Source organism: Bacillus sp. FJAT-29814 (genome assembly GCF_001510715.1).
In the GTDB taxonomy this organism is placed as follows: domain Bacteria; phylum Bacillota; class Bacilli; order Bacillales; family Cytobacillaceae; genus Neobacillus.
The window spans coordinates 367,832-386,366 of record NZ_LMTJ01000004.1; the positions used below are offsets into that span (position 1 = coordinate 367,832).

An 18,535-nucleotide genomic window follows, 5' to 3' on the forward strand; every position below is an offset into this window, starting at 1 on the left:
TTTTATCAATTGCCCGGTCCCTATTTTTCATGGTGCTTCTGCAATCCTAATGATTCAATAAAATTCACAAAGACCTTCACGACATTCCATTCCATAGATTCCTTGTGGTAATACATCCACGTTCTGCGTAATATTGGATTTCCATTTTGGTCAGTCAAATCGTATTTTTTTAATTCCTTTATATCCTTAAGCATTCTGCTGGACATAATCCCATAGCCCAATCCATTAATAACCATTTCCTTGCAAGTATCGACCTGATCTACTTCAATGCTGATAAGTGGCGGCTGGGTATAGTTTTCGGCCCACCAATTGTCAATTAATGAATTTAATAAGTAATCGCCGCTATAGTCAATTCTGGGGAGATTAGGCAAATCCGCTATATCAATTTCCTCCCGCGACGTAACAGATACTGTTTCTTCAAATAATAAATGTTTCTGCAGTCCCCTATCACTATAGTCGCCTCGAATAAAACCGATATGAACATCCTTATTGTGTATAAAATGAGTTACATCTTTACTCCAGCCGGTAATCACTTTAAATTCAACATGAGGATATTGGTCTTTAAATAATTTTAAGATATAGGGAAGCTCATGATTCGCGAAAAAGTTAGATACACCTAATTTCAATGTTCCCGCAACTTTATTACCGGACATCTGACTCATATTCCGAACATGCTCCTTTATATCATTAAATTGAGCAAGGATATCGTCGGCACAATGAACAAGATATTCTCCTTGCGGGGTAAAATGGACCCCTCTGCTTTCACGGGTTACAATTTTGACACCCAATTCCTCCTGCATGTTCTTTAAACGGTTCGTTAGTGCCGGCTGGGTAATAAACAAAAGTCGGGCTGCTTTCGATATGTTCTTCTGACCATAGAGGACCTTCAGTATTTCCCAATCACGATAATCCACAATCCACCCCCAAAATATCCCATATAAAAGTTTTTTATATCATATTATATTTTTTTTGCATTTTATTTATTTCCATTATTGCATTATGATTGGTCTGTAGCAATTTATAATTACTTCCTTAAACCTTCGATTGAGACCTTATCAAGACAAGGTTTTACAGGGAAAATTAATAGAAGTCTCTGTCTGCAGGACAGAATTAACTAATAAAGGAAGATGAATTTTAATGTGGGTCATCACTCGTTATTTAGATTCAACCATTTCTATGTTTGAATTTAACACCGAACAAGAAGCAAGAGAGTCTCTCAAAGACATGAAGGGCTATAAAATTCTTTCAGAAGTTGTATACTTCAATGATCCTTGTTTTCAGCAGGAATTAAATTAGAACGGTTACCAAAAGCCAATGTTTTTTTGAACATTGGCTTTTTCCGTTTTAACGGCTTTCTTCTATATAATCAATTAATTTCAAAACATCCTTTTTTGTTCCCACTGGCCCATGGCCAGGAACAGCCTTTTCAAATTCGAGGTCTATGACGTTTCTTAAAATATCTGCCAACCCCTCGGGGTTAGACTCCTCAAAAAACGTTGGCGGGCTGCCGACAAAAAGCAAATCCCCCATAAATAATACCATCTCTTCCGGAATATAAAGCATGGCATCACAATAGGAATGGCCCCCTCCCAAGGTAAACAGTTTGGCGCTCCTTTTCGTGCCGTAAAAGGTTAGTTCTTCTTTAAATGTTACCTGTGGCAAGGTTAACTTTAGCGTTGGCAAGGAACGTTCTACTTCTGTTAAGAAGCTGATTTTCTGTTCAATCTCCAAATTTCTATTTCTACTAAACTCTTCTTTTAATGAAACAATATAATCTGCAAGCTCCTTTATCCCCAGTTTTTGCTTCTCTATTCGGTCCGGATGAATATCGCGCATTTTTTCATAGGTTATTTGACTGGAGATCATCGTGCTCCCCTTAAAAACCTGATTACCCCGGATATGATCGCCGTGGAAATGGCTATTGACGACCCATGTGATGGGCGAGGCCGTTACCGTTTCCACTGCCCTTTTCAAGTCTTCTGCGGCCTGGGGTGTATTAAATGTATCAAATACGATCGTTTGATTGCCCAAATCTACAAAGCCCGCATTCGCGACTGCACCGCCGCCCTCCTTTGCAATTGCCGCATAAATTCCCTGACTGACTTTTTCTAGTTTAAAATGTTTGCTGGAAAATTCACCGTTCATCGGAATCTCTCCTCCTTTTACTAAAAACCCACTTGGTTTGTTATATATTCCCATTATATAATAGCCATAGTAACTAGAATACTTATTGAGCAAAGAGTAAATCAGTTGGGGGAAGAACCATGTCTTTTTCCTTGTATGTATCGAATCTGTCACCTGAACAGGTGGCTTTTAGTTATTCTGCCGCCCATGAAACGATGATGGCCCTTCATGTGTTTCATGATTGTACACACCATCCTCTCCATATCCCATGGGTCATTAACGCTAGAAGGAAAATCAATTCAACCTTGAAACAAGAAATAGAAGCCTTTAGCTTTTTATATCAAAGGCCTGTGGTGACATTCTGGGCCATGCAGGGTCATTCTGCATTTCAATCATTTGAACAAGGTATTACTGAACTCAGTTCCAGCCCTGTCGATTTTTTCTGCCATACCATTGTAGAAACGATTTTTCGTCGAAAAGGAATACCCACCGGACTAATGAATAACAGGCAGTTGCAACAGGATTTTACTGGCGTGGCCTGTCATTGTTATCCGGAATCCAAGGAAGTGATTCTTGCCTTGGTGGAAAACCCAGAACCCATTCGGCAACGATTTATCAACATGCTGGAGGATTTCTGGCGTATTTGTGTAAAAAGTGACTGGAATATGATTGAAGAGCTTTTTTTAAAAGATATTGCCATACGTGGCAGAAAGCTGATAGACGAGGGGATATTACAGCTGCTGAACAGCCTTTCGCAGGAAATTGACATTGATCCGCTGAAGAACAAGGCGGCCATCAGAAGAATTTCAAAACAGGATATTTATTTTGATCAAGAGGGTCAATTGCTGTTAACGCCTTCCTATTTCGCATGGCCCCATTTATTTGTCAATCTGCATCCGATTATCGGAATTAATTACTCCATTATGGAAAACCGGCATGCTGCAGCAAGACCCATGCCACCGGAAGATTTATTAAAGTTTCTCAGCACTTTGGGGGATTTTAGCCGGCTACAGATCGTCAAATATTTAGCGCAAAAGCCACGATCAACCAGGGAATTGGCGGGGTTAATGGGTATGACAGAGGGAGCCATATCAAAACACATAAAATTGCTCAAGGATGCTGGTCTAGTAGCTTCCAAACGTGAAAGTTACTATGTATTTTATCATTTGCTCGATAAACCGTTCCGTGAGTTTCCCCAAGGATTGGCGGAATACATGAAGGGAAGCTTCATTACTCGAGACTAAAAAACTTAAACATAAAAAGGAGCGGCCAGTTTCTCTTTTTATGTTCCTTCGTATTTTCAAGACGTCTTATTTTAAAATATCCTCAATGGAATTGGTCACACGAATGGCCCTTAGTTTATAGTCAGGGAGATATGTGATTCCTCCTTGGCCGCCAAGGTAGAAAGTTATATCCGTTTGCTTTTCAGCAAATTGGTCCAATCTCTGCAACAATTGAGGGTCTGTTTCAAACGGTATGGTGGTTGTAGCTGACAATAAAACCACATCTGGCTTTAATTTTTCTGCTAATGATTCAATCGCTCCTGGGGCAGGAGAAGCTCCAATTAACTGGGTTTTCCATCCCTTCATCATGAATTGCAATAGGACCAGATGCATTGCTACTTCATGATGTTCATATGGTAAGCATGCCCCGACAACGAATGGGGCATTTTTCCGATATTGATAATTTCGTCGGATTTGAACCAATAAGTCCCTTACAGCCAGACTCGAAACCGATTCCTGGTATTCATCCCACTCATGATTCTCCCACTTTAACCCTACTTCTTTTAAAAAAGGAACCACTACATGCGTTAAAAAACGCTCCAGTCCCATATGATGATATGCTTCATTTAAGATTAAATTTAATTCTATTTCATCACAATGCCTGCCCTTTTCTAGAAGCAGAAAGACATATTCATTCCATTGCTCATCATAGGGTAATTTACCCGGTTGCACCGGTATTTCGAGGTCTTCAACTAGCTCTTTTGCAAGAAGGACAGCTTGTTTAAGAGGATAGCCTTGCTCTGAAAGAAATTTGACTTTTAAAAGCTTTTTGACATCCTGATTATTATATATTCTATAACCATTATCCAACCGCTTCGGCTGAATAAACTCATAACGTTCTTCCCATTTTCTAATCACTTGTTTCGATAATCCAGTTATATCTGCAACTTGTTGTATCGTAAATAATCCATTCTGATCCGATTCCATCATCTATTTCATCTCCTTAATCCTCTGTCCAATCTCTGTAGATACATTCAGTATAATAATCATCATGATTTTGTACAACATTCCTCCGAAAACATTGTACACAATATTGTATGATAACCTTACTATTTAAAAAGTATTTTTGTCTATTGTTTATCATTTAAGGTTATACAGATGCTTGACAAAGGAATATGTCCCCATTCATAATCAACTATAAGTCTAATAATTTAATTTCAGAATGGAGTGACAAAGTGTTTCTAGCGTGGCAGGAAATTAAAAAAAATAAACTTCGTTTTACCTTGATTACAGGAATTTTAATGCTTGTTTCCTATCTAGTATTTTTCCTCTCTGGGCTTGCAACCGGTCTTGCCAGCCTGAATAGGGAAGCCGTTGATAAATGGGAAGCAACAGCTATTATCCTAACCAAGGAATCGGATAAAAGCTTGTACCAATCCTTCATGTCAATTGATCAGCTAAAAAACATTGAAGCGAAAAAAACAGCAGTCATTGGTCAGCTCAACGCCATTGCGAGCAACGAGGACAACAAACAAAATATTTCTCTCTTTGGTCTTAACAAAGACGAATTTTTAATGCCTACTGTGACAGAAGGAAGGGCTTTTGAAAAGGAAAATGAAGTGATTGCTGATGATTCACTTAAAGACGAAGGATTCAATTTGGGCGATCAATTATCCTTGTCTTCTAGCGATCAACATTTAATAATTGTTGGATTTACGGATCAAGCTCGATTTAATGCTGCACCTGTTTTATATGCCAACCTTGAAACCTTCCACCTGGTTAAATTTGGTGAAGCAGCGGTTCAAAAAAAAGATCAAATTAACGGAATTGTCGTTAGGGATGATTCCATTTCAACTCTCACCCAAAATGATGAGCTAGACGCTATCGAAATTGAATCATTTATTCAAAATTTACCTGGCTATACAGAACAAAAACTTACCCTGAATTTTATGATTTATTTCCTTTTTGGAATTTCATCCATTATCGTAGCCATTTTCTTGTATGTGTTAACCGTGCAGAAAATCAGTATGTTCGGGGTCATGAAGGCACAAGGTATTTCCAGCTCTTATTTATCTTGGTCTGTTGTAGCCCAAACCTTTATTTTAGCGTTTATTGGAACGGCACTAGGATTTGCCCTAACACTCGTTTCAGGAGCTTTTTTACCAGCAGCTGTTCCTGTTTCGTTTGATTTAACCGTAATGCTGTTCTATGGACTAATCCTAATGGCGGTGGCCACTGCTGGCGCAGTTTTCTCCGTCTTTACAATCGTTCGTATTGATCCACTGAAAGCAATAGGAGGGTAAACCATGGCAGTGTTAGAGTTACATGGAGTAAGGAAGAGTTTTGGCAACGGTCATAAGAAAGTAGACGCCTTAAAGGAAACAAACTTTGTTGCTAACCGTGGTGAGTTGATAGCGATCATTGGGCCATCGGGGTCTGGGAAAAGTACCTTTCTTACCATTGTTGGGGGCTTATTAACTCCAACTTCAGGTGATGTCATCATCAATGAACAGAACCTAACCTCTTTAAATGAAAAAGCGCGCTCACAAATCCGACTTAAGGAAATTGGATTTGTGCTACAAGCGTCGAACCTAGTTCCCTTCCTCTCGGTGGCCAATCAATTAAAACTATTAGACAAAGTGAAAAAGGGAAATATGTCAGTAATGGAGCGAGAACAATTATACGAGGACTTGGGTATTGCTGACTTACTCATGAAATATCCTTCTGACCTATCCGGCGGGGAACGGCAGCGCGTAGCCATCGCTAAGGCTTTGTACAGTAATCCTTCGATTATTTTAGCTGATGAGCCTACAGCCTCGCTTGATTCAGATCGTGCCTATGAGGTTATGGAGCTATTAAAAAAAGTAACGAAACAGAAAAAAACAACAACCATTGTAGTGACTCACGATATTAGGCTTGTAGGCTATTGTGATAAAGTTTATAAAATGACAGATGGTGTCCTTTCGACAGCCATAGAGGAGCATGCTAAAGGACTATATGTTGAGGAAAAAACTGCTAGTTCAAGTCAATAAGAGATAATGACACGAGTGTTGGTATTGTTCGGAACATATCCAAACTCGTGTTTTCTTTTTTCTCCGTTTCTTTCCCCTTCTTTATATCATTCACTGCAACCAATCCCAATGTGATTTTTTGGGATGTAGAAGATGCGGTTGGATATATTAACATTAAACTATTTGAAAACTGGGGGAATCTAAGTGAATTTACAATCAGGAACTTATTATTGGCCAACTACTTTTCCTGATGCTCCATCATATCCAGCATTGGCAGAAGACCTATCTTGTGATGTATTAATCATTGGGGGCGGAAGTTCTGGGGCACAGTGTGCCTATTACCTTGCTGATACTGATTTAGATGTAGCTGTTATTGAAAAATCAAAAATTGGCAGCGGCAGCACTAGTACCAATACAGCTCTCATTCAATACTCTGGTGAAAAAATGTTTACCGATTTAATCAACACTTTTGGAGCAGAGTATATCAAAAGGCACTTACAATTACTAAAAGAAGCCATCAATGAAATTGAATCAGCATCGAGCAAGGTTACAATCGATTTTGAATTCACCAGAAGAGATACCTTATATTCCGCTAGCTGTGCAGAAGACGTTGAAAGTTTAAAAAGGGAATACGAATTTTTAAAGCAGCATCACTGTGAACTTACCTTTTTAACAAAGGAAGAGATCGAAGCAAACTATCCTTTTAGCAGGGATGCCGCTATTTACTCATACAATGATGCAGAAATTAACCCATTCCGATTCACCCATGCACTATTGGATTACGCCGCAAGAAAAGGAATCCGTGTTTATGAAAATACTGAAATGAACGGCCACCACTTTGATGAGCAACGTGGGAAAATGATCGTTTCTACAAAAAATGGCTATTCGATAGCAACGCGCTATATTATTTTTGCAGCGGGTTATGAAGGAATGGATATTAGAAAAGAGAAAAAAGCCTCCTTTGTGAGTACTTATACGGTTACGACCAATCCAGTCGAAGATCTCTCCCAATGGCATAACAGGACACTCATTTGGGAAACCGCCCGCCCTTATTTATTTATGCGTACAACGAAAGATAACCGTATTATCATCGGCGGACTCGATGATAATACAACATATCCTGAAGACCGCGACAGTAAACTGATCCACAAAAAGAATAAACTGATTGAAGAATTCAATAAAATGTTTCCCACCATTAAAGTACAGCCAGAATACTACCTAGCTGCTTTTTATGGTGGCACAGTAGATGGCATTCCGATTATTGGCACATATGAAGAATATCCTAATAGCTATTTTCTAATTGCCTTTGGTGACAATGGGACAGTCTACAGCCAATTGCTGTCGAAGCTTATTGTAAAGGAGATTGTGGAAGGGAACTGTCCAGATTTAGCTCTATACTTGCAGGATCGCCCTTTACTTAACAAGAGATGAAAAAAGGCAAAAGTTTTATCCGTCAGATCTAAATAAGAGTTTGTGATTCATCCTTAAAATAAAGTATAGTTAAGTATCTAATAAAAAATCCCTGAGTTAAGGATGATCAACATGCGTCTTAATAAATATATAAGCGAATCTGGAAAAGCATCTAGACGAGGTGCGGATAAATTAATTGCCGACGGGAGAGTTACGATAAATGGTAAACGTGCAACAATCGGTAGCCAAGTGGAACCTGGGGATGACGTTCGAGTGGATGGAAATCAAATCCGAGTAGCAAGGAATAATGTCTATATTGCCTTAAATAAACCTGTAGGCATTACTAGCACAACAGAAAAAGGTGTAAAGGGGAATATTGTTGATTTGGTTAACCATCCATTAAGAATATTTAATATTGGGCGCCTGGATAAAGATTCAGAGGGCTTAATACTTCTTACGAACGATGGCGACATTGTTAACGAAATTCTCCGTTCCGAAGGTAAACATGAGAAGGAATACATTGTCTCTGTAGACAAGCCAATTACTCCTGAATTCTTGAAGAAGATGTCAGAGGGTGTCAAAATATTAGGGACAAAAACACTTCCTTGTAAAGTAACACAATTATCAAAATTTGATTTCCAAATTATTTTAACCCAGGGACTTAATCGCCAAATTCGCCGTATGTGTGCTGAATTAGGCTACGAGGTTTACCGGCTGCAAAGAACCCGAATCATGAATATTCATTTAGGCAACCTTCCTCCTGGACAATGGAGAGATTTATCCAAGAAAGAGCGAACCCAATTATTTAGAGAATTGAACTATGAGCCAAAAGAATGGTAAAAACCCCGGAGCATAAAGTTTAGGTAGAATTATTATCGAATTAATGTCCAACTAAAGGGGAAATTTAATTATTATAAAATCCTAGTGCTTCTTTCCAAGAAAGAAGCACTAAGGAAGGGAACCTTCAATTGCTCGTTGAATTGCATAAATAACTCCTGTATGCATTCCTTCATGGTGTAAACTAAACGTTAGGATTTCTCCAATTGTTTCCATCTTAAAACCAAGCCGTACAAAGGGTTTTATTGCTTTTTCCTGCAGGCGGTTGCCGAGAGATTCCTTGATGTAAGCAGTTTGTTTTTTTAATTCATATGATAAGATTTGCAATGTTGGAGGTTCTACTTGCCATTCGCTTGGTCTCGTCCGATTGCCAAATAGGGTGACAAATTCTGGAGAAAGTTGTGACGGTAATCCCGCAAAATTCGAAGCAAGCTGATCCTGAACAATTAAAATATGACCAACGTTCCAACGAATCGTATTGTTAAACCCCTTAGGCATAATATCAGCAACATCCTCTGTAATAGATTCCAACTTTTGGAGAGTAATGGCTCGAACCACTTCCACCTGTCTCAGCACCATTTCGTTCTTCATACTACCCCACCTCCTATGAAAGTTACGGATTAAATTTTTGTGTATAACCCCACTACGGGTACTGTTTAAATTTCCGTTTAACGCGAATCCTCCGTATCCTCAAAAAACTTCTCTTTCATCCATAAAACTCTTATGTATCCAAATAGCTGCCGCAGAACCTTCACCCATAGCTATTGTCACTTGTTCCGAATGAGCAACCACATCACCCGCTGCCCATACATTGGGTATATTCGTCATTTTTGTTCGCGGGTTGACAACAATATGATGATTTTCAAGAAGTTCTACCCCTAATTGCTTCGCAAGGTTCGATTTCACTTCATTGCCCCCGAACGCAATAAAGCCGCATTCGCCCATAATTCTCTTCCCGCTTTGCAGGATAAATCCTTTTAGATAAGAATTTTCTGCAATGACCTTTTGGATGGTTTCTTCAACATATTGAATCCGATGAACCTTGAGTTCGTTTAATAGGTGTTCTGATACCTCTGTCTGTTCATGATTGATATAGGTAAGATCTTGTGTCCAGTAAGAGAGGGTTAGGGCCATCTTGGCTCCCACATTTCCCGCGCCAATCACAATCGTACTTTTATTCATCACTTCATAGCCATCGCAATCTGGACAAACATACACGTTTATACCTAGACAGTGTAGAAGCTCGGGAAATGCAGGTATCCTGTCCATAATACCGGTTGCCAATAACAATCGCTTTGCTGCAAATTGCAAACCGGTTTTTACCGTGAGCTGAAATCCCTTTCCAACTTTTTCAGCCCTGTCAACAACTTCGGATATAAACTCTACTCCCAGTTTTTCTGCTTGCCTTTTTCCAAGCTGACGAAGTTCATGGCCACTAATACCATCTGGCCAACCCAATATATTATTATAACTCTTACATAATGTTGAACGGCCATAATTTGAATCAATGACAAGAACTTTATGTTTATATCTGCCCAATTGAATCGCTGCTTGAAGACCAGCAATACCGCCACCTACAATAATACAATCATAACTCACAGGTACATCCCCTTTCTTTGACCCTTTACATAGAAAGGATTTTTAACCTTAAGTTTCCCTTTTTATCTTAAAGTAAAAGTGCATTACCTATTAATTCCGTAAAGTTTCATCAAAAATAAAAGCAGTAGGTCTACAAGTTTTGCGATTAATCGGCAGTTTTCCTCCGTAAATAGGAAAAGACACCCATAAGGGGCGCCTAAATGCTAACTGGTTTATTAAACTTGATTCATCAAAAAAAGACCTTATCTACATTGTATTTCGATTTGAGTGCATTAATAATATACGTTTCATAAATTTCTCTATGTACAGGGTCTTCAATCACACAAACATCAATTTTAGCGACTTCATCCCTATGCATTTTTATTGGAGAAACAGTATCTTCAAAATGTTTCTTAATCCTTTGCCGTAATTTCCTTGCCTTACCAACAAATAATAGCTCTTGGTTATTGTTATAGAACATAAAAATACCACCCTTATCTCTAGGGATAAGATGAAAATCAGTAAACCCATATATATTACTTAACTCTGGTTTATTCTGTTTGGTAATTGTAACACTTGGTTTTGGTATGGTTATGTTTATCACTATCGTTCACTTCTCCTTCGTATTGGGTAAAGGCAAAAATAACAACTGCCTCTATTTATGGTATGGTTCACCACATCTATTATTCCTGCAGTTAATTAATAGAGCTTATTTCGTGATGAAAAAGAGCCTATTTATCCGAGTATTTACCTACATACAATCACATCACGATTAAATGAACTTTTCTTAACAAAAGCACGGTCAATAATGCACAATCCTGCAGTTTTGAGAATTGCATCGATTGGTTCAACAGTTACTACTAAGACTTTCTTAGCAATTCTACGCGCACTTTGAAGCATTTCGAGCTGCTCTTCAGGAGATATAACAGAACACAAATTATAGGGTAAATCGATAATTGCTACATCATATTGATTCGTGATATTGCGTAAATCTGCTAATTTAACTTCTCCGGAAAGTCCAAAATGGGAGATATTCTCTCTTGCTCCACCAAGAATAAGAGGGTTTCTGTCACTTCCTACTATATCAATTCCCATGGATAGAGCCTCTACTAATACGGTACCAATCCCACAACAAGGGTCAATTGCCTTTATCCCTCTTGGATCTGGAATGGCGATATTTACAATAGCTCTTGCTACTCGTGTGTTAAGAGCAGTGGAGTAACTATTCGGTTTTTGTTGATGCCGAAACCAAACAGACTCACTTTTAATATAGATACCGAATATCCATCTTCCATTTATATTCATGACACCAAACAAGTGCTTGGGATGATGAATATCAGCTATACCATTGATATGTAATCCGATCTCCTTCTCAATAGCACGCCGCTTCTCGAAGCCCGCGTCTACTGATCCACCATTTTTTATATATACCACTTTAAATGTTGCCCCAGTTACTTGTATGGATGCTGCTTGTTCAAGGAGATTTTCAAAGCTTTGCCCTTCATAAATAACAGCAATTCTTCCCTTCATAAACGGACTACGACTTGGATCAATTTTTATATTACTTTCCAAAATCGCAGATTGTGACTCCTCCCCAAAGAATGAACGCATTTCCAAAGCACACAAAGGACGTTCTTCCTCATAACAAGCATAAGTATATATATACTTCATTGGTTGTGAGTATTTATTTTCCAATTTTTAGTTCCATCCTTTATGATTCAATTAATAAAGGCAATAGGTATGTCCATATTTACCAGTACCCATTACCTTTGAGGTTATTGGAAAAGGTTCTTAACCCTCAAAGTATAACACGTTATCGATGGACTGTTCACCGTGGTTATTTAAGAGGCAAATATTTATTGGCTGTTATTATGTTGCATGTAATTCAAGCTGCTGTAAATACTCTACCCCTATTGTGGTAATTTTCGTGCCGGTTCTTCCCCGTCCCTTCGTAATGAAGCCTTTGGTTTCGAGGTAATCCAATCGTCTGCGAACTTGCTGTGGCGATAAAAAAGAACCGGTTTTCTCGCTAGTCATCGAAATATGCTGCCGGCTTGCCGGTTTACCATTATCATTACATTGTTTAATTGTTTTAAGGATAAATTTATATTCATATATTTCTAGTAAATTGTCAGGAATTAGATCGCTCTTTACGGCATCTTGTTTGCTATTTTTTTGAAAGCGGCTGTAAGGAATGTCTTTCAATTGAATCTTATTTCCATCACAGATGGTAAGCATATAGTCAATCGTACTTTTTAGTTCACGGATATTACCTAACCATTCGTGTTTTTGCAGCTGTTCTGGGAGATTTTCTTCAACTTTGACCCATTTTCCACTTTTCGTAATAAAATGTTTGATCAATAACGGAATGTCCGTCTTTCGCGCTCGTAGTGGAGGCACAGAAAGCGTAAGAACGTTCAAGCGGTAAAATAAATCAGACCGGAATGAGCCTTCTTCAGACTTTAGTTGAATGTCCTTATTTGTTGCCGCAATAACCCGGACATTTACAGGTATCACTTTTCTGCCGCCAATTCGCCGTAATTCTTTCTCCTGAAGGACCCGTAACAAATGGGATTGAGCAGCGGGACTAATGTCGCCAATCTCATCCAAAAAAACCGTTCCATTATCAGCTAATTCGAACAAACCCTTTTTCCCGCCTTTTTGCGCACCGGTAAAAGCCCCTTCCTCATAGCCGAACAATTCGCTTTCAAGTAAATTTTCGGATAATGCACTGCAATTGATAGCGATAAATGGCCCATTTTTCCGCATTGAATGAAGATGGATCGAGTGGGCAAACAATTCTTTTCCCGTCCCTGTTTCCCCTTGTATTAAAATCGGATGCTCGGAAAGGGCCAGTTTTTTGGCAATTTGTTTCGTTTCAATGAGGATTGGATGTTCGCCCACAATGTCATCAAAGTAGTATTTTGCGTAAAATCCTTTGTTTCTTAATTCTCTTTGCGCCATTTTTTCAACTTCAAACGCTTGATGAATGCTTTTAAAAGTTGCCACAATCGTATTTTCTGTCTCCATTTGATGACGAAAAATCACAAGATCAACACCGAAAATCGTGAAAAATTTACTATCTTCATTACTATTTACGATAAAATCAATAATATCTTGTTGGATAATCACTTCCTCCAAGGGCCTATTGATAGCATCATCGACAGAAAGGTGAAACAGGGCCTCTAAGCGCCGGTTGAAAACGGTGATACGTTGCTGTTGGTTGATTGCTAAAATGCCGTCATCGACAGTGTTGACTACATTTTGAATATGCTGCTTCATTTCTTTTTCATTTTGTTCGGCAATTGTTAACTCCCGCTGTAAATCAATGATATTACGAATATATCTTTCTGAAATCACTGACGAAATTTTTCCGCCCAAACAAAAGTATTCTACTACTTTTAAAATCGTTGCCATATCAAATAGCCGAACACCAATGTCGATTACCTTATTAATAGAAGGCGGACAAAGATGAGTTTCGCCCGGAGAAATAGCAATATCGATATTTTTATAAAAAATTTGTTCCTTCATAAATGGAACGAACCTTAAATGATCAATCCCAAGCTGATAAAGCGATTCGATTAATTCAATCGTAGCTGAATCATCATCATTTACAATTAGTACATCAGAATTTATCGGTATTTTTAACAGCTGGTCGATGAATTGGTGATGGACTGTCCGTTTTCCGACCATCATTTCGTTTCCTCGGATCCGGCATGACTCAAGCGCTTCTAGCCTCGTCACCACTGATGAGAACAAGAAGTATTCATCAGTCAGTATGGCAGGAAGTCCTTCATCAGAGCAGTAACTTTCAATTTGGACATAATCTCCCAATAACTGTTGTAGCTGCTCATACAAAACTAGTTTTGTTTGCCGGCTGCCCGCAATTAATGTAAGTGAATATTTAATGATTGAATCCTCCTTTTTGAGTGAATTTGGTTCTATCATTCTACCAAAAAGAGCCAATAAAGACCATTAGAAATTGAATTAGTTTGAATATTCCAGAAACTATTCTATTTTAAATTGGCACGATAATTGCATGTTAATAAAAAGTATCGCATTAATAATCAAAAAGGAGATGGTTTCATGAGTCAAGTGAGCAAGAATGTAGAACCACTAGGCACACCTAAAAAGAAGCCAGTGCAAATTAATGCATTTGCATTATTATTTGGTGTCGTTGTCCTGGCTATGGTCCTAACATGGATTATGCCTGCGGGAGAATACAACCGAGTAGAAGTAGATGGCAGAACAATGGTCGAGGCAGATTCATTTAAATGGACGGAATCTTCACCAGTAAATCCATTCGATATGGTGAAAGCCATTCATCAAGGGATGGTGGAAGCCGGCGGAATTATTTTCTTTGTTTTAATCATTGGAGGATTTTTTGGTGTATTCAGTGCGACAGGGACAATTGATGTCTTAATTGCGACAATGGCACAAAAATTAGCGAAACGGGAAAAGCTGTTAATTCCGATTATGATGCTGTTTTTTGCTGCCGGAGGATCATTAATGGGGATGGCCGAAGAGGGATTAGCTTATATACCTTTATTAATTCCGCTTGCCATCGCCCTTGGTTTTGACACGATTACGGGGATGGCCATTGTGCTCCTCGGTGCGGCTGCTGGTTTTACAACGGCCGTTATGAATCCATTTACAGTCGGGATTGCCCAGGGGATTGCTGAACTGCCATTATTCTCAGGGATTGGATTACGCTTAATCTTATTTGTTGTTGTTTATCTTGTTTCCGTAATTTTTGTTTATCGTTATGCGATGAAGGTAAAACGAAATCCAGAATTAGGTTTTTACGGAAACTACGACAAGTCATCAGCTGATAAGCTGCTGAAATCAAAAGTAAATTTGACAACAAAACACAAGCTAATTCTTGGAGCCTTCCTAACGACTTATGTTGTTCTTGCCTTTGGGGTTATCAAATACGAGTGGTACCTTTCCGAGATTGCGGCGTTATTTATTATTTTAACTATTGTTGTTGGCATCATTGGCAAACTTTCTGTTAATGATCTTGTGAAAAACTATATGAGCGGTTCTGCATCTTTAATTACTGGTGCGTTAATTATTGGGGTATCTCGCGCGACGCTAGTTGTCCTAAACCAAGGTCACATCGTAGATCCGATGTTGCACAGTGTCGCTGAAGCAATTAAACATGTTCCGGGAACGATCAGTGTAATCGGTATGTATAGTTTCCAAGCGGTGATTCACTTTATTTTAGCATCTGGAAGCGGCCATGCGGCGTTAACGATGCCAATTATGGCGCCGCTCGCTGATTTGCTTGATATTACAAGACAGACTGCGGTTCTATCCTTCTCATTTGCAGATGGGATTGGAAATATTATTTTCCCAACTGCCGGTACTTTAATGGCTGGGTTAGCAATCGCTGGGATTCCGTGGACAAAATGGGCAAGATGGGTCTTACCGCTTGTGATTATCCAATTTGCAATCGGCTTAATTGCAGTCGTTATCGCACATTTAATCAAATACGGTCCGTTTTAGGATGTACACATCAAGAGAGTAAGGTAGGAGGAGAATATAGTTGCTTACTTTAATTAGAAATGGAGAAGTATATGCACCTCATTACTTAGGCAAGAAAGATATTTTGCTAGTTGATAGTAAAATCGGCTATGTAAGAGAGTTCATTGAACAGCCTAACAATTTCGTTCCGATTACGGTTATTGATGCTTCGGAAAAAATCGTTGCCCCGGGATTTATCGATGCCCATGTTCATATCATTGGGGGAGGCGGCGAAGGTGGCTTCAAAACAAGGACTCCGGAGTTGATGTTAACAGATTTAACCACAGCAGGCATTACAACGGTTGTCGGACTTCTTGGTACGGACGGGACGACGAGAAGAATGGAAAACCTACTCGCGAAAGCGAACGGCTTAGAGGAAGAAGGCGTGACATGCTTTATTCATTCAGGTTCGTACCAATTGCCAGTAAGAACGATCATGAACAAAATCGAGGAAGATCTGATTTTTATTGACAAAATTATTGGGGTTGGCGAAATTGCCATTGCCGATCATCGGTCATCTGAACCAACGGTGGATGAAATTGCAAAAATTGCCACCGCTGCCCGAAATGGCGGGATATTAGCTGGCAAGGCCGGCCTTGTTGAAATTCATGTCGGCGATGGGAAAGATAAACTTTCTTTGCTCGAGAAAGTGGTTGAAAAGACGAATATCCCTATCTCACACTTCCACCCAACACATATTAACCGGAATGAAGAATTATTTATGGCCGGAATTCAGTATGCCAAAAATGGCGGGTACGTCGATTTAACGACGAGCACGGTCCCACAGTTTTTAGAAGAAGGGGAAGTGAAATGCAGCAAAGGATTGAAGCTGATGCTTGATGCAGGGGTGCCGCTAGAGAATATCACTTTTTCTTCTGATGGCCAAGGCAGTCTGCCGTCTTTTAACAAAAATGGAGAATTAAATGGACTTCATGTCGGAAAAGTTTCTTCCTTATATAAGGAGGCAAGAGATGCCGTCATAAATGATGGGATTTCATTAGAAATGGCACTGCAAGTCATTACGTTAAACCCGGCGAATGTACTTAAGCTTTCGCACAAAGGCCGCATCGAGGAAGGTACAGATGCTGACATTGTTTTACTTGATAAAGATACTCTCGAAATTGCCACTGTCATCGCCAAAGGTAAAGTGATGGTCGACAATAAAATGCCCATTGTAAAGGGTACATTTGAATAAGAAAAGCGCAAGCAGGCGATGAAGTTAGACATTTCTCTAACTTGAAAAAACAATTCTTTCTTATTGTATAAAAAATTGGAGGGATTAAGGTTGAGAAAATTATCCATTATTTTTGTGGTTGTGTTAACGATATTTGCCCTAACGGTATCGTCTTTTGATGTAGAAGCTATTGAGAATAGCAATAATGCATCTAAGATTGCTGGTTCGCTCGTCATTGTTGGTGGTGCCCTAGATACAGATAATGAGGCGGTTTACAAAAAATACCTAACCTTAGCCCAACAATATCAAGGGAAGTCCTTAAAAGATATAAAGATTGCGATTATTCCTGCTGGCAGCGCTGAACCGATTGGAAGTGCTAATGCGTATAAAGATGATTTCATTCAATACGGTGTTTCTGAAGCTAATGTTTATACTGCACCAATCGCAGTAATTGATGATCCTTCGACAAAGGAAGTGGATGAATCTACGTGGAAGGATAATGGTAATAGTACCGAAATAGCAAAAAATATAGAAGAAGCAGATGCAATTTGGTTTGTCGGCGGAGACCAATTACGTCATGTTAAAACGTTAGTGACCCAGGATGGAAAAGATACAGTCGTATTACAAGCGATTCGAAAAATATATGAAAACGGAGCGGTTCTTGGCGGTTCAAGTGCGGGTGCTGCGATTATGAGCAATCCTATGATTGCGAATGGTACGAGCGTCAGCGCTTTAACTGAAGGTGTCCATCTTCTTGAAAACTTTGATCAGGACATAGATAATGATCAACTGTTTCTAACAACTGGCTTCGGATTCTTTCCACATGGAATCGTTGACCAGCACTTCCTCCAACGCGGTCGTTTTGGGCGTTTGCTCGTGGCAACACAATATAATAAAACACGTTATGGTTTTGGAATTGATGAAAATTCTGCTTTGGTATATTATGGCGCGGATGACAGTATAGAAGTTGTTGGTGAGAGCGGCTTATTAATCGTAGATTTAAAGGAGGCGACAACACCTAAAGGGAAGCGCTTTGCGATGAATAATGTAACGATGCACTACTTGGAAAAAGGCGACCGGTTTAACGTAACTGCCGGGACGTTCGAACTTAATAAAAAGCACGAAACGACAAAAGGAATCGAATACTACAGCAAAAATCCAATGGCAACCGATATTTTCGGTGCAAAAGTATTAAAAAAGGTTCTAACTGAAGATTTAATCGATAACGAGGCCAAAAAAGCAGAGGCCATTTGGTTTGACATGGAAGACGAAAAAAAAGGAATCGGCTTCAAATTTACCTTTAGAAAAACAGACAAAACGGAAGGATTCTGGGGCAGAATTGACAAAGTCGGATCATACGCCGCATTAAATGTTCAAATGGACGTTGAACCGATTACAATCAAAATCCAAATAGATAAATAGAATACCACCATAACAAAGACTCTAATCCATAACTCATGGGTTAGAGTCTTTTAATTTCAATCAGGGCTATCAAAAAGAGGGCAAAAAGATAATTCTATAAAGACTACATTGTTGAATCCTTTTTGTACTATTCTTTGTAAATTTATAACCTCAGTTACTTATGATACGGTTCCTCTCACCTAATTAACCGGCAGTTTTTTTCAACGATTCACAGAGGTGAACAGTTTTGG

The 18,535-nt window shown here is 39.0% G+C and carries 16 protein-coding genes; 8 read left to right on the forward strand and 8 right to left on the reverse strand.

The genetic code is table 11. From position 1 onward, the window contains the following. Positions 1-20: 20 nt before the first annotated feature. Together AR334_RS12035 and AR334_RS12040 are read right to left on the reverse strand one after the other, a co-directional pair. The gene (locus AR334_RS12035; RefSeq protein ID WP_066310546.1) at positions 21-914 is read right to left on the reverse strand and encodes a LysR family transcriptional regulator; all 894 of its coding nucleotides are present in this window, start codon (positions 912-914) and stop codon (positions 21-23) included. Positions 915-1,344: 430 nt separating this feature from the next. Beyond that, the gene (locus AR334_RS12040; RefSeq protein WP_066310549.1) at positions 1,345-2,145 is read right to left on the reverse strand and encodes an MBL fold metallo-hydrolase; all 801 of its coding nucleotides are present in this window, start codon (positions 2,143-2,145) and stop codon (positions 1,345-1,347) included. A 119-nt stretch (positions 2,146-2,264) separates the two neighbouring features. Between AR334_RS12040 and AR334_RS12045 the strand changes: the two genes are divergently transcribed. Continuing rightward, a complete protein-coding gene (locus AR334_RS12045; protein WP_066310551.1) occupies positions 2,265-3,368 on the forward strand; it encodes a DUF5937 family protein in 1,104 nt (367 codons plus the stop codon). A gap of 66 nt (positions 3,369-3,434) precedes the next feature. Here AR334_RS12045 and AR334_RS12050 read toward each other — a convergent pair whose 3' ends face one another. Further along, positions 3,435-4,337: a MerR family transcriptional regulator gene (locus AR334_RS12050; RefSeq protein ID WP_066310553.1), complete on the reverse strand. Its 903-nt coding sequence runs from the start codon at positions 4,335-4,337 to the stop codon at positions 3,435-3,437. Positions 4,338-4,582: 245 nt separating this feature from the next. Here AR334_RS12050 and AR334_RS12055 point away from each other — a divergent pair, with 245 nt between their 5' ends. From AR334_RS12055 to rluF, 4 genes are all read left to right on the forward strand, one after another. Next, complete coding sequence (locus tag AR334_RS12055) at positions 4,583-5,650, forward strand: ABC transporter permease (RefSeq protein ID WP_066310560.1); 1,068 nt, start codon at positions 4,583-4,585, stop codon at positions 5,648-5,650. Positions 5,651-5,653: 3 nt separating this feature from the next. Continuing rightward, positions 5,654-6,379, forward strand: a complete 726-nt coding sequence (locus tag AR334_RS12060) for an ABC transporter ATP-binding protein (protein ID WP_066310566.1) — start codon at positions 5,654-5,656, stop codon at positions 6,377-6,379. Between the two features lie 183 nt (positions 6,380-6,562). Then, complete coding sequence (locus AR334_RS12065; protein ID WP_066310571.1) at positions 6,563-7,789, forward strand: FAD-binding oxidoreductase; 1,227 nt, start codon at positions 6,563-6,565, stop codon at positions 7,787-7,789. 102 nt (positions 7,790-7,891) lie between these two features. Further along, positions 7,892-8,608 (forward strand): 23S rRNA pseudouridine(2604) synthase RluF, encoded by a 717-nt coding sequence (gene rluF, locus AR334_RS12070; RefSeq protein ID WP_172799212.1) that lies wholly within the window; start codon positions 7,892-7,894, stop codon positions 8,606-8,608. 108 nt (positions 8,609-8,716) lie between these two features. Here the strand turns inward: rluF and AR334_RS12075 are convergent, their stop codons facing one another. From AR334_RS12075 to AR334_RS12095, 5 genes are all read right to left on the reverse strand, one after another. Beyond that, positions 8,717-9,196 (reverse strand): DinB family protein, encoded by a 480-nt coding sequence (locus tag AR334_RS12075; RefSeq protein ID WP_066310578.1) that lies wholly within the window; start codon positions 9,194-9,196, stop codon positions 8,717-8,719. A 99-nt stretch (positions 9,197-9,295) separates the two neighbouring features. Next, complete coding sequence (locus tag AR334_RS12080; RefSeq protein ID WP_066310580.1) at positions 9,296-10,204, reverse strand: NAD(P)/FAD-dependent oxidoreductase; 909 nt, start codon at positions 10,202-10,204, stop codon at positions 9,296-9,298. Between the two features lie 229 nt (positions 10,205-10,433). Then, positions 10,434-10,787, reverse strand: coding sequence for a nucleotide excision repair endonuclease (locus AR334_RS12085; protein ID WP_066310588.1), 354 nt, complete (start codon positions 10,785-10,787; stop codon positions 10,434-10,436). Positions 10,788-10,930: 143 nt separating this feature from the next. Further along, complete coding sequence (locus tag AR334_RS12090) at positions 10,931-11,854, reverse strand: TRM11 family methyltransferase (RefSeq protein WP_066310793.1); 924 nt, start codon at positions 11,852-11,854, stop codon at positions 10,931-10,933. A gap of 198 nt (positions 11,855-12,052) precedes the next feature. After that, positions 12,053-14,095, reverse strand: a complete 2,043-nt coding sequence (locus AR334_RS12095; RefSeq protein WP_082692926.1) for a sigma-54-dependent Fis family transcriptional regulator — start codon at positions 14,093-14,095, stop codon at positions 12,053-12,055. Between the two features lie 174 nt (positions 14,096-14,269). On the opposite strand from AR334_RS12095, the gene AR334_RS12100 reads away from it, so the two are divergent. The 3 genes from AR334_RS12100 (at position 14,270) to AR334_RS12110 (ending at position 18,305) form a co-directional block, all read left to right on the forward strand. Then, positions 14,270-15,691: a YfcC family protein gene (locus tag AR334_RS12100; protein ID WP_066310590.1), complete on the forward strand. Its 1,422-nt coding sequence runs from the start codon at positions 14,270-14,272 to the stop codon at positions 15,689-15,691. Positions 15,692-15,731: 40 nt separating this feature from the next. After that, the gene (iadA, locus tag AR334_RS12105; protein WP_066310593.1) at positions 15,732-16,904 is read left to right on the forward strand and encodes a beta-aspartyl-peptidase; all 1,173 of its coding nucleotides are present in this window, start codon (positions 15,732-15,734) and stop codon (positions 16,902-16,904) included. A gap of 90 nt (positions 16,905-16,994) precedes the next feature. Next, positions 16,995-18,305 (forward strand): cyanophycinase, encoded by a 1,311-nt coding sequence (locus AR334_RS12110; protein WP_066310595.1) that lies wholly within the window; start codon positions 16,995-16,997, stop codon positions 18,303-18,305. The last annotated feature ends 230 nt before the right edge of the window (positions 18,306-18,535 follow it).

Excerpts from the sequence above, each read along its gene's own strand:
- AR334_RS12040 (WP_066310549.1), bottom strand. The coding sequence starts at position 2,145 with ATGAACGGTGAATTTTCCAGCAAACATTTTAAACTAGAAAAAGTCAGT.
- AR334_RS12045 (WP_066310551.1), top strand. The coding sequence starts at position 2,265 with ATGTCTTTTTCCTTGTATGTATCGAATCTGTCACCTGAACAGGTGGCT.
- AR334_RS12050 (WP_066310553.1), bottom strand. The coding sequence starts at position 4,337 with ATGATGGAATCGGATCAGAATGGATTATTTACGATACAACAAGTTGCA.
- AR334_RS12060 (WP_066310566.1), top strand. The coding sequence starts at position 5,654 with ATGGCAGTGTTAGAGTTACATGGAGTAAGGAAGAGTTTTGGCAACGGT.
- rluF (WP_172799212.1), top strand. The coding sequence starts at position 7,892 with ATGATCAACATGCGTCTTAATAAATATATAAGCGAATCTGGAAAAGCA.
- AR334_RS12075 (WP_066310578.1), bottom strand. The coding sequence starts at position 9,196 with ATGAAGAACGAAATGGTGCTGAGACAGGTGGAAGTGGTTCGAGCCATT.
- AR334_RS12090 (WP_066310793.1), bottom strand. The coding sequence starts at position 11,854 with ATGAAGTATATATATACTTATGCTTGTTATGAGGAAGAACGTCCTTTG.
- AR334_RS12100 (WP_066310590.1), top strand. The coding sequence starts at position 14,270 with ATGAGTCAAGTGAGCAAGAATGTAGAACCACTAGGCACACCTAAAAAG.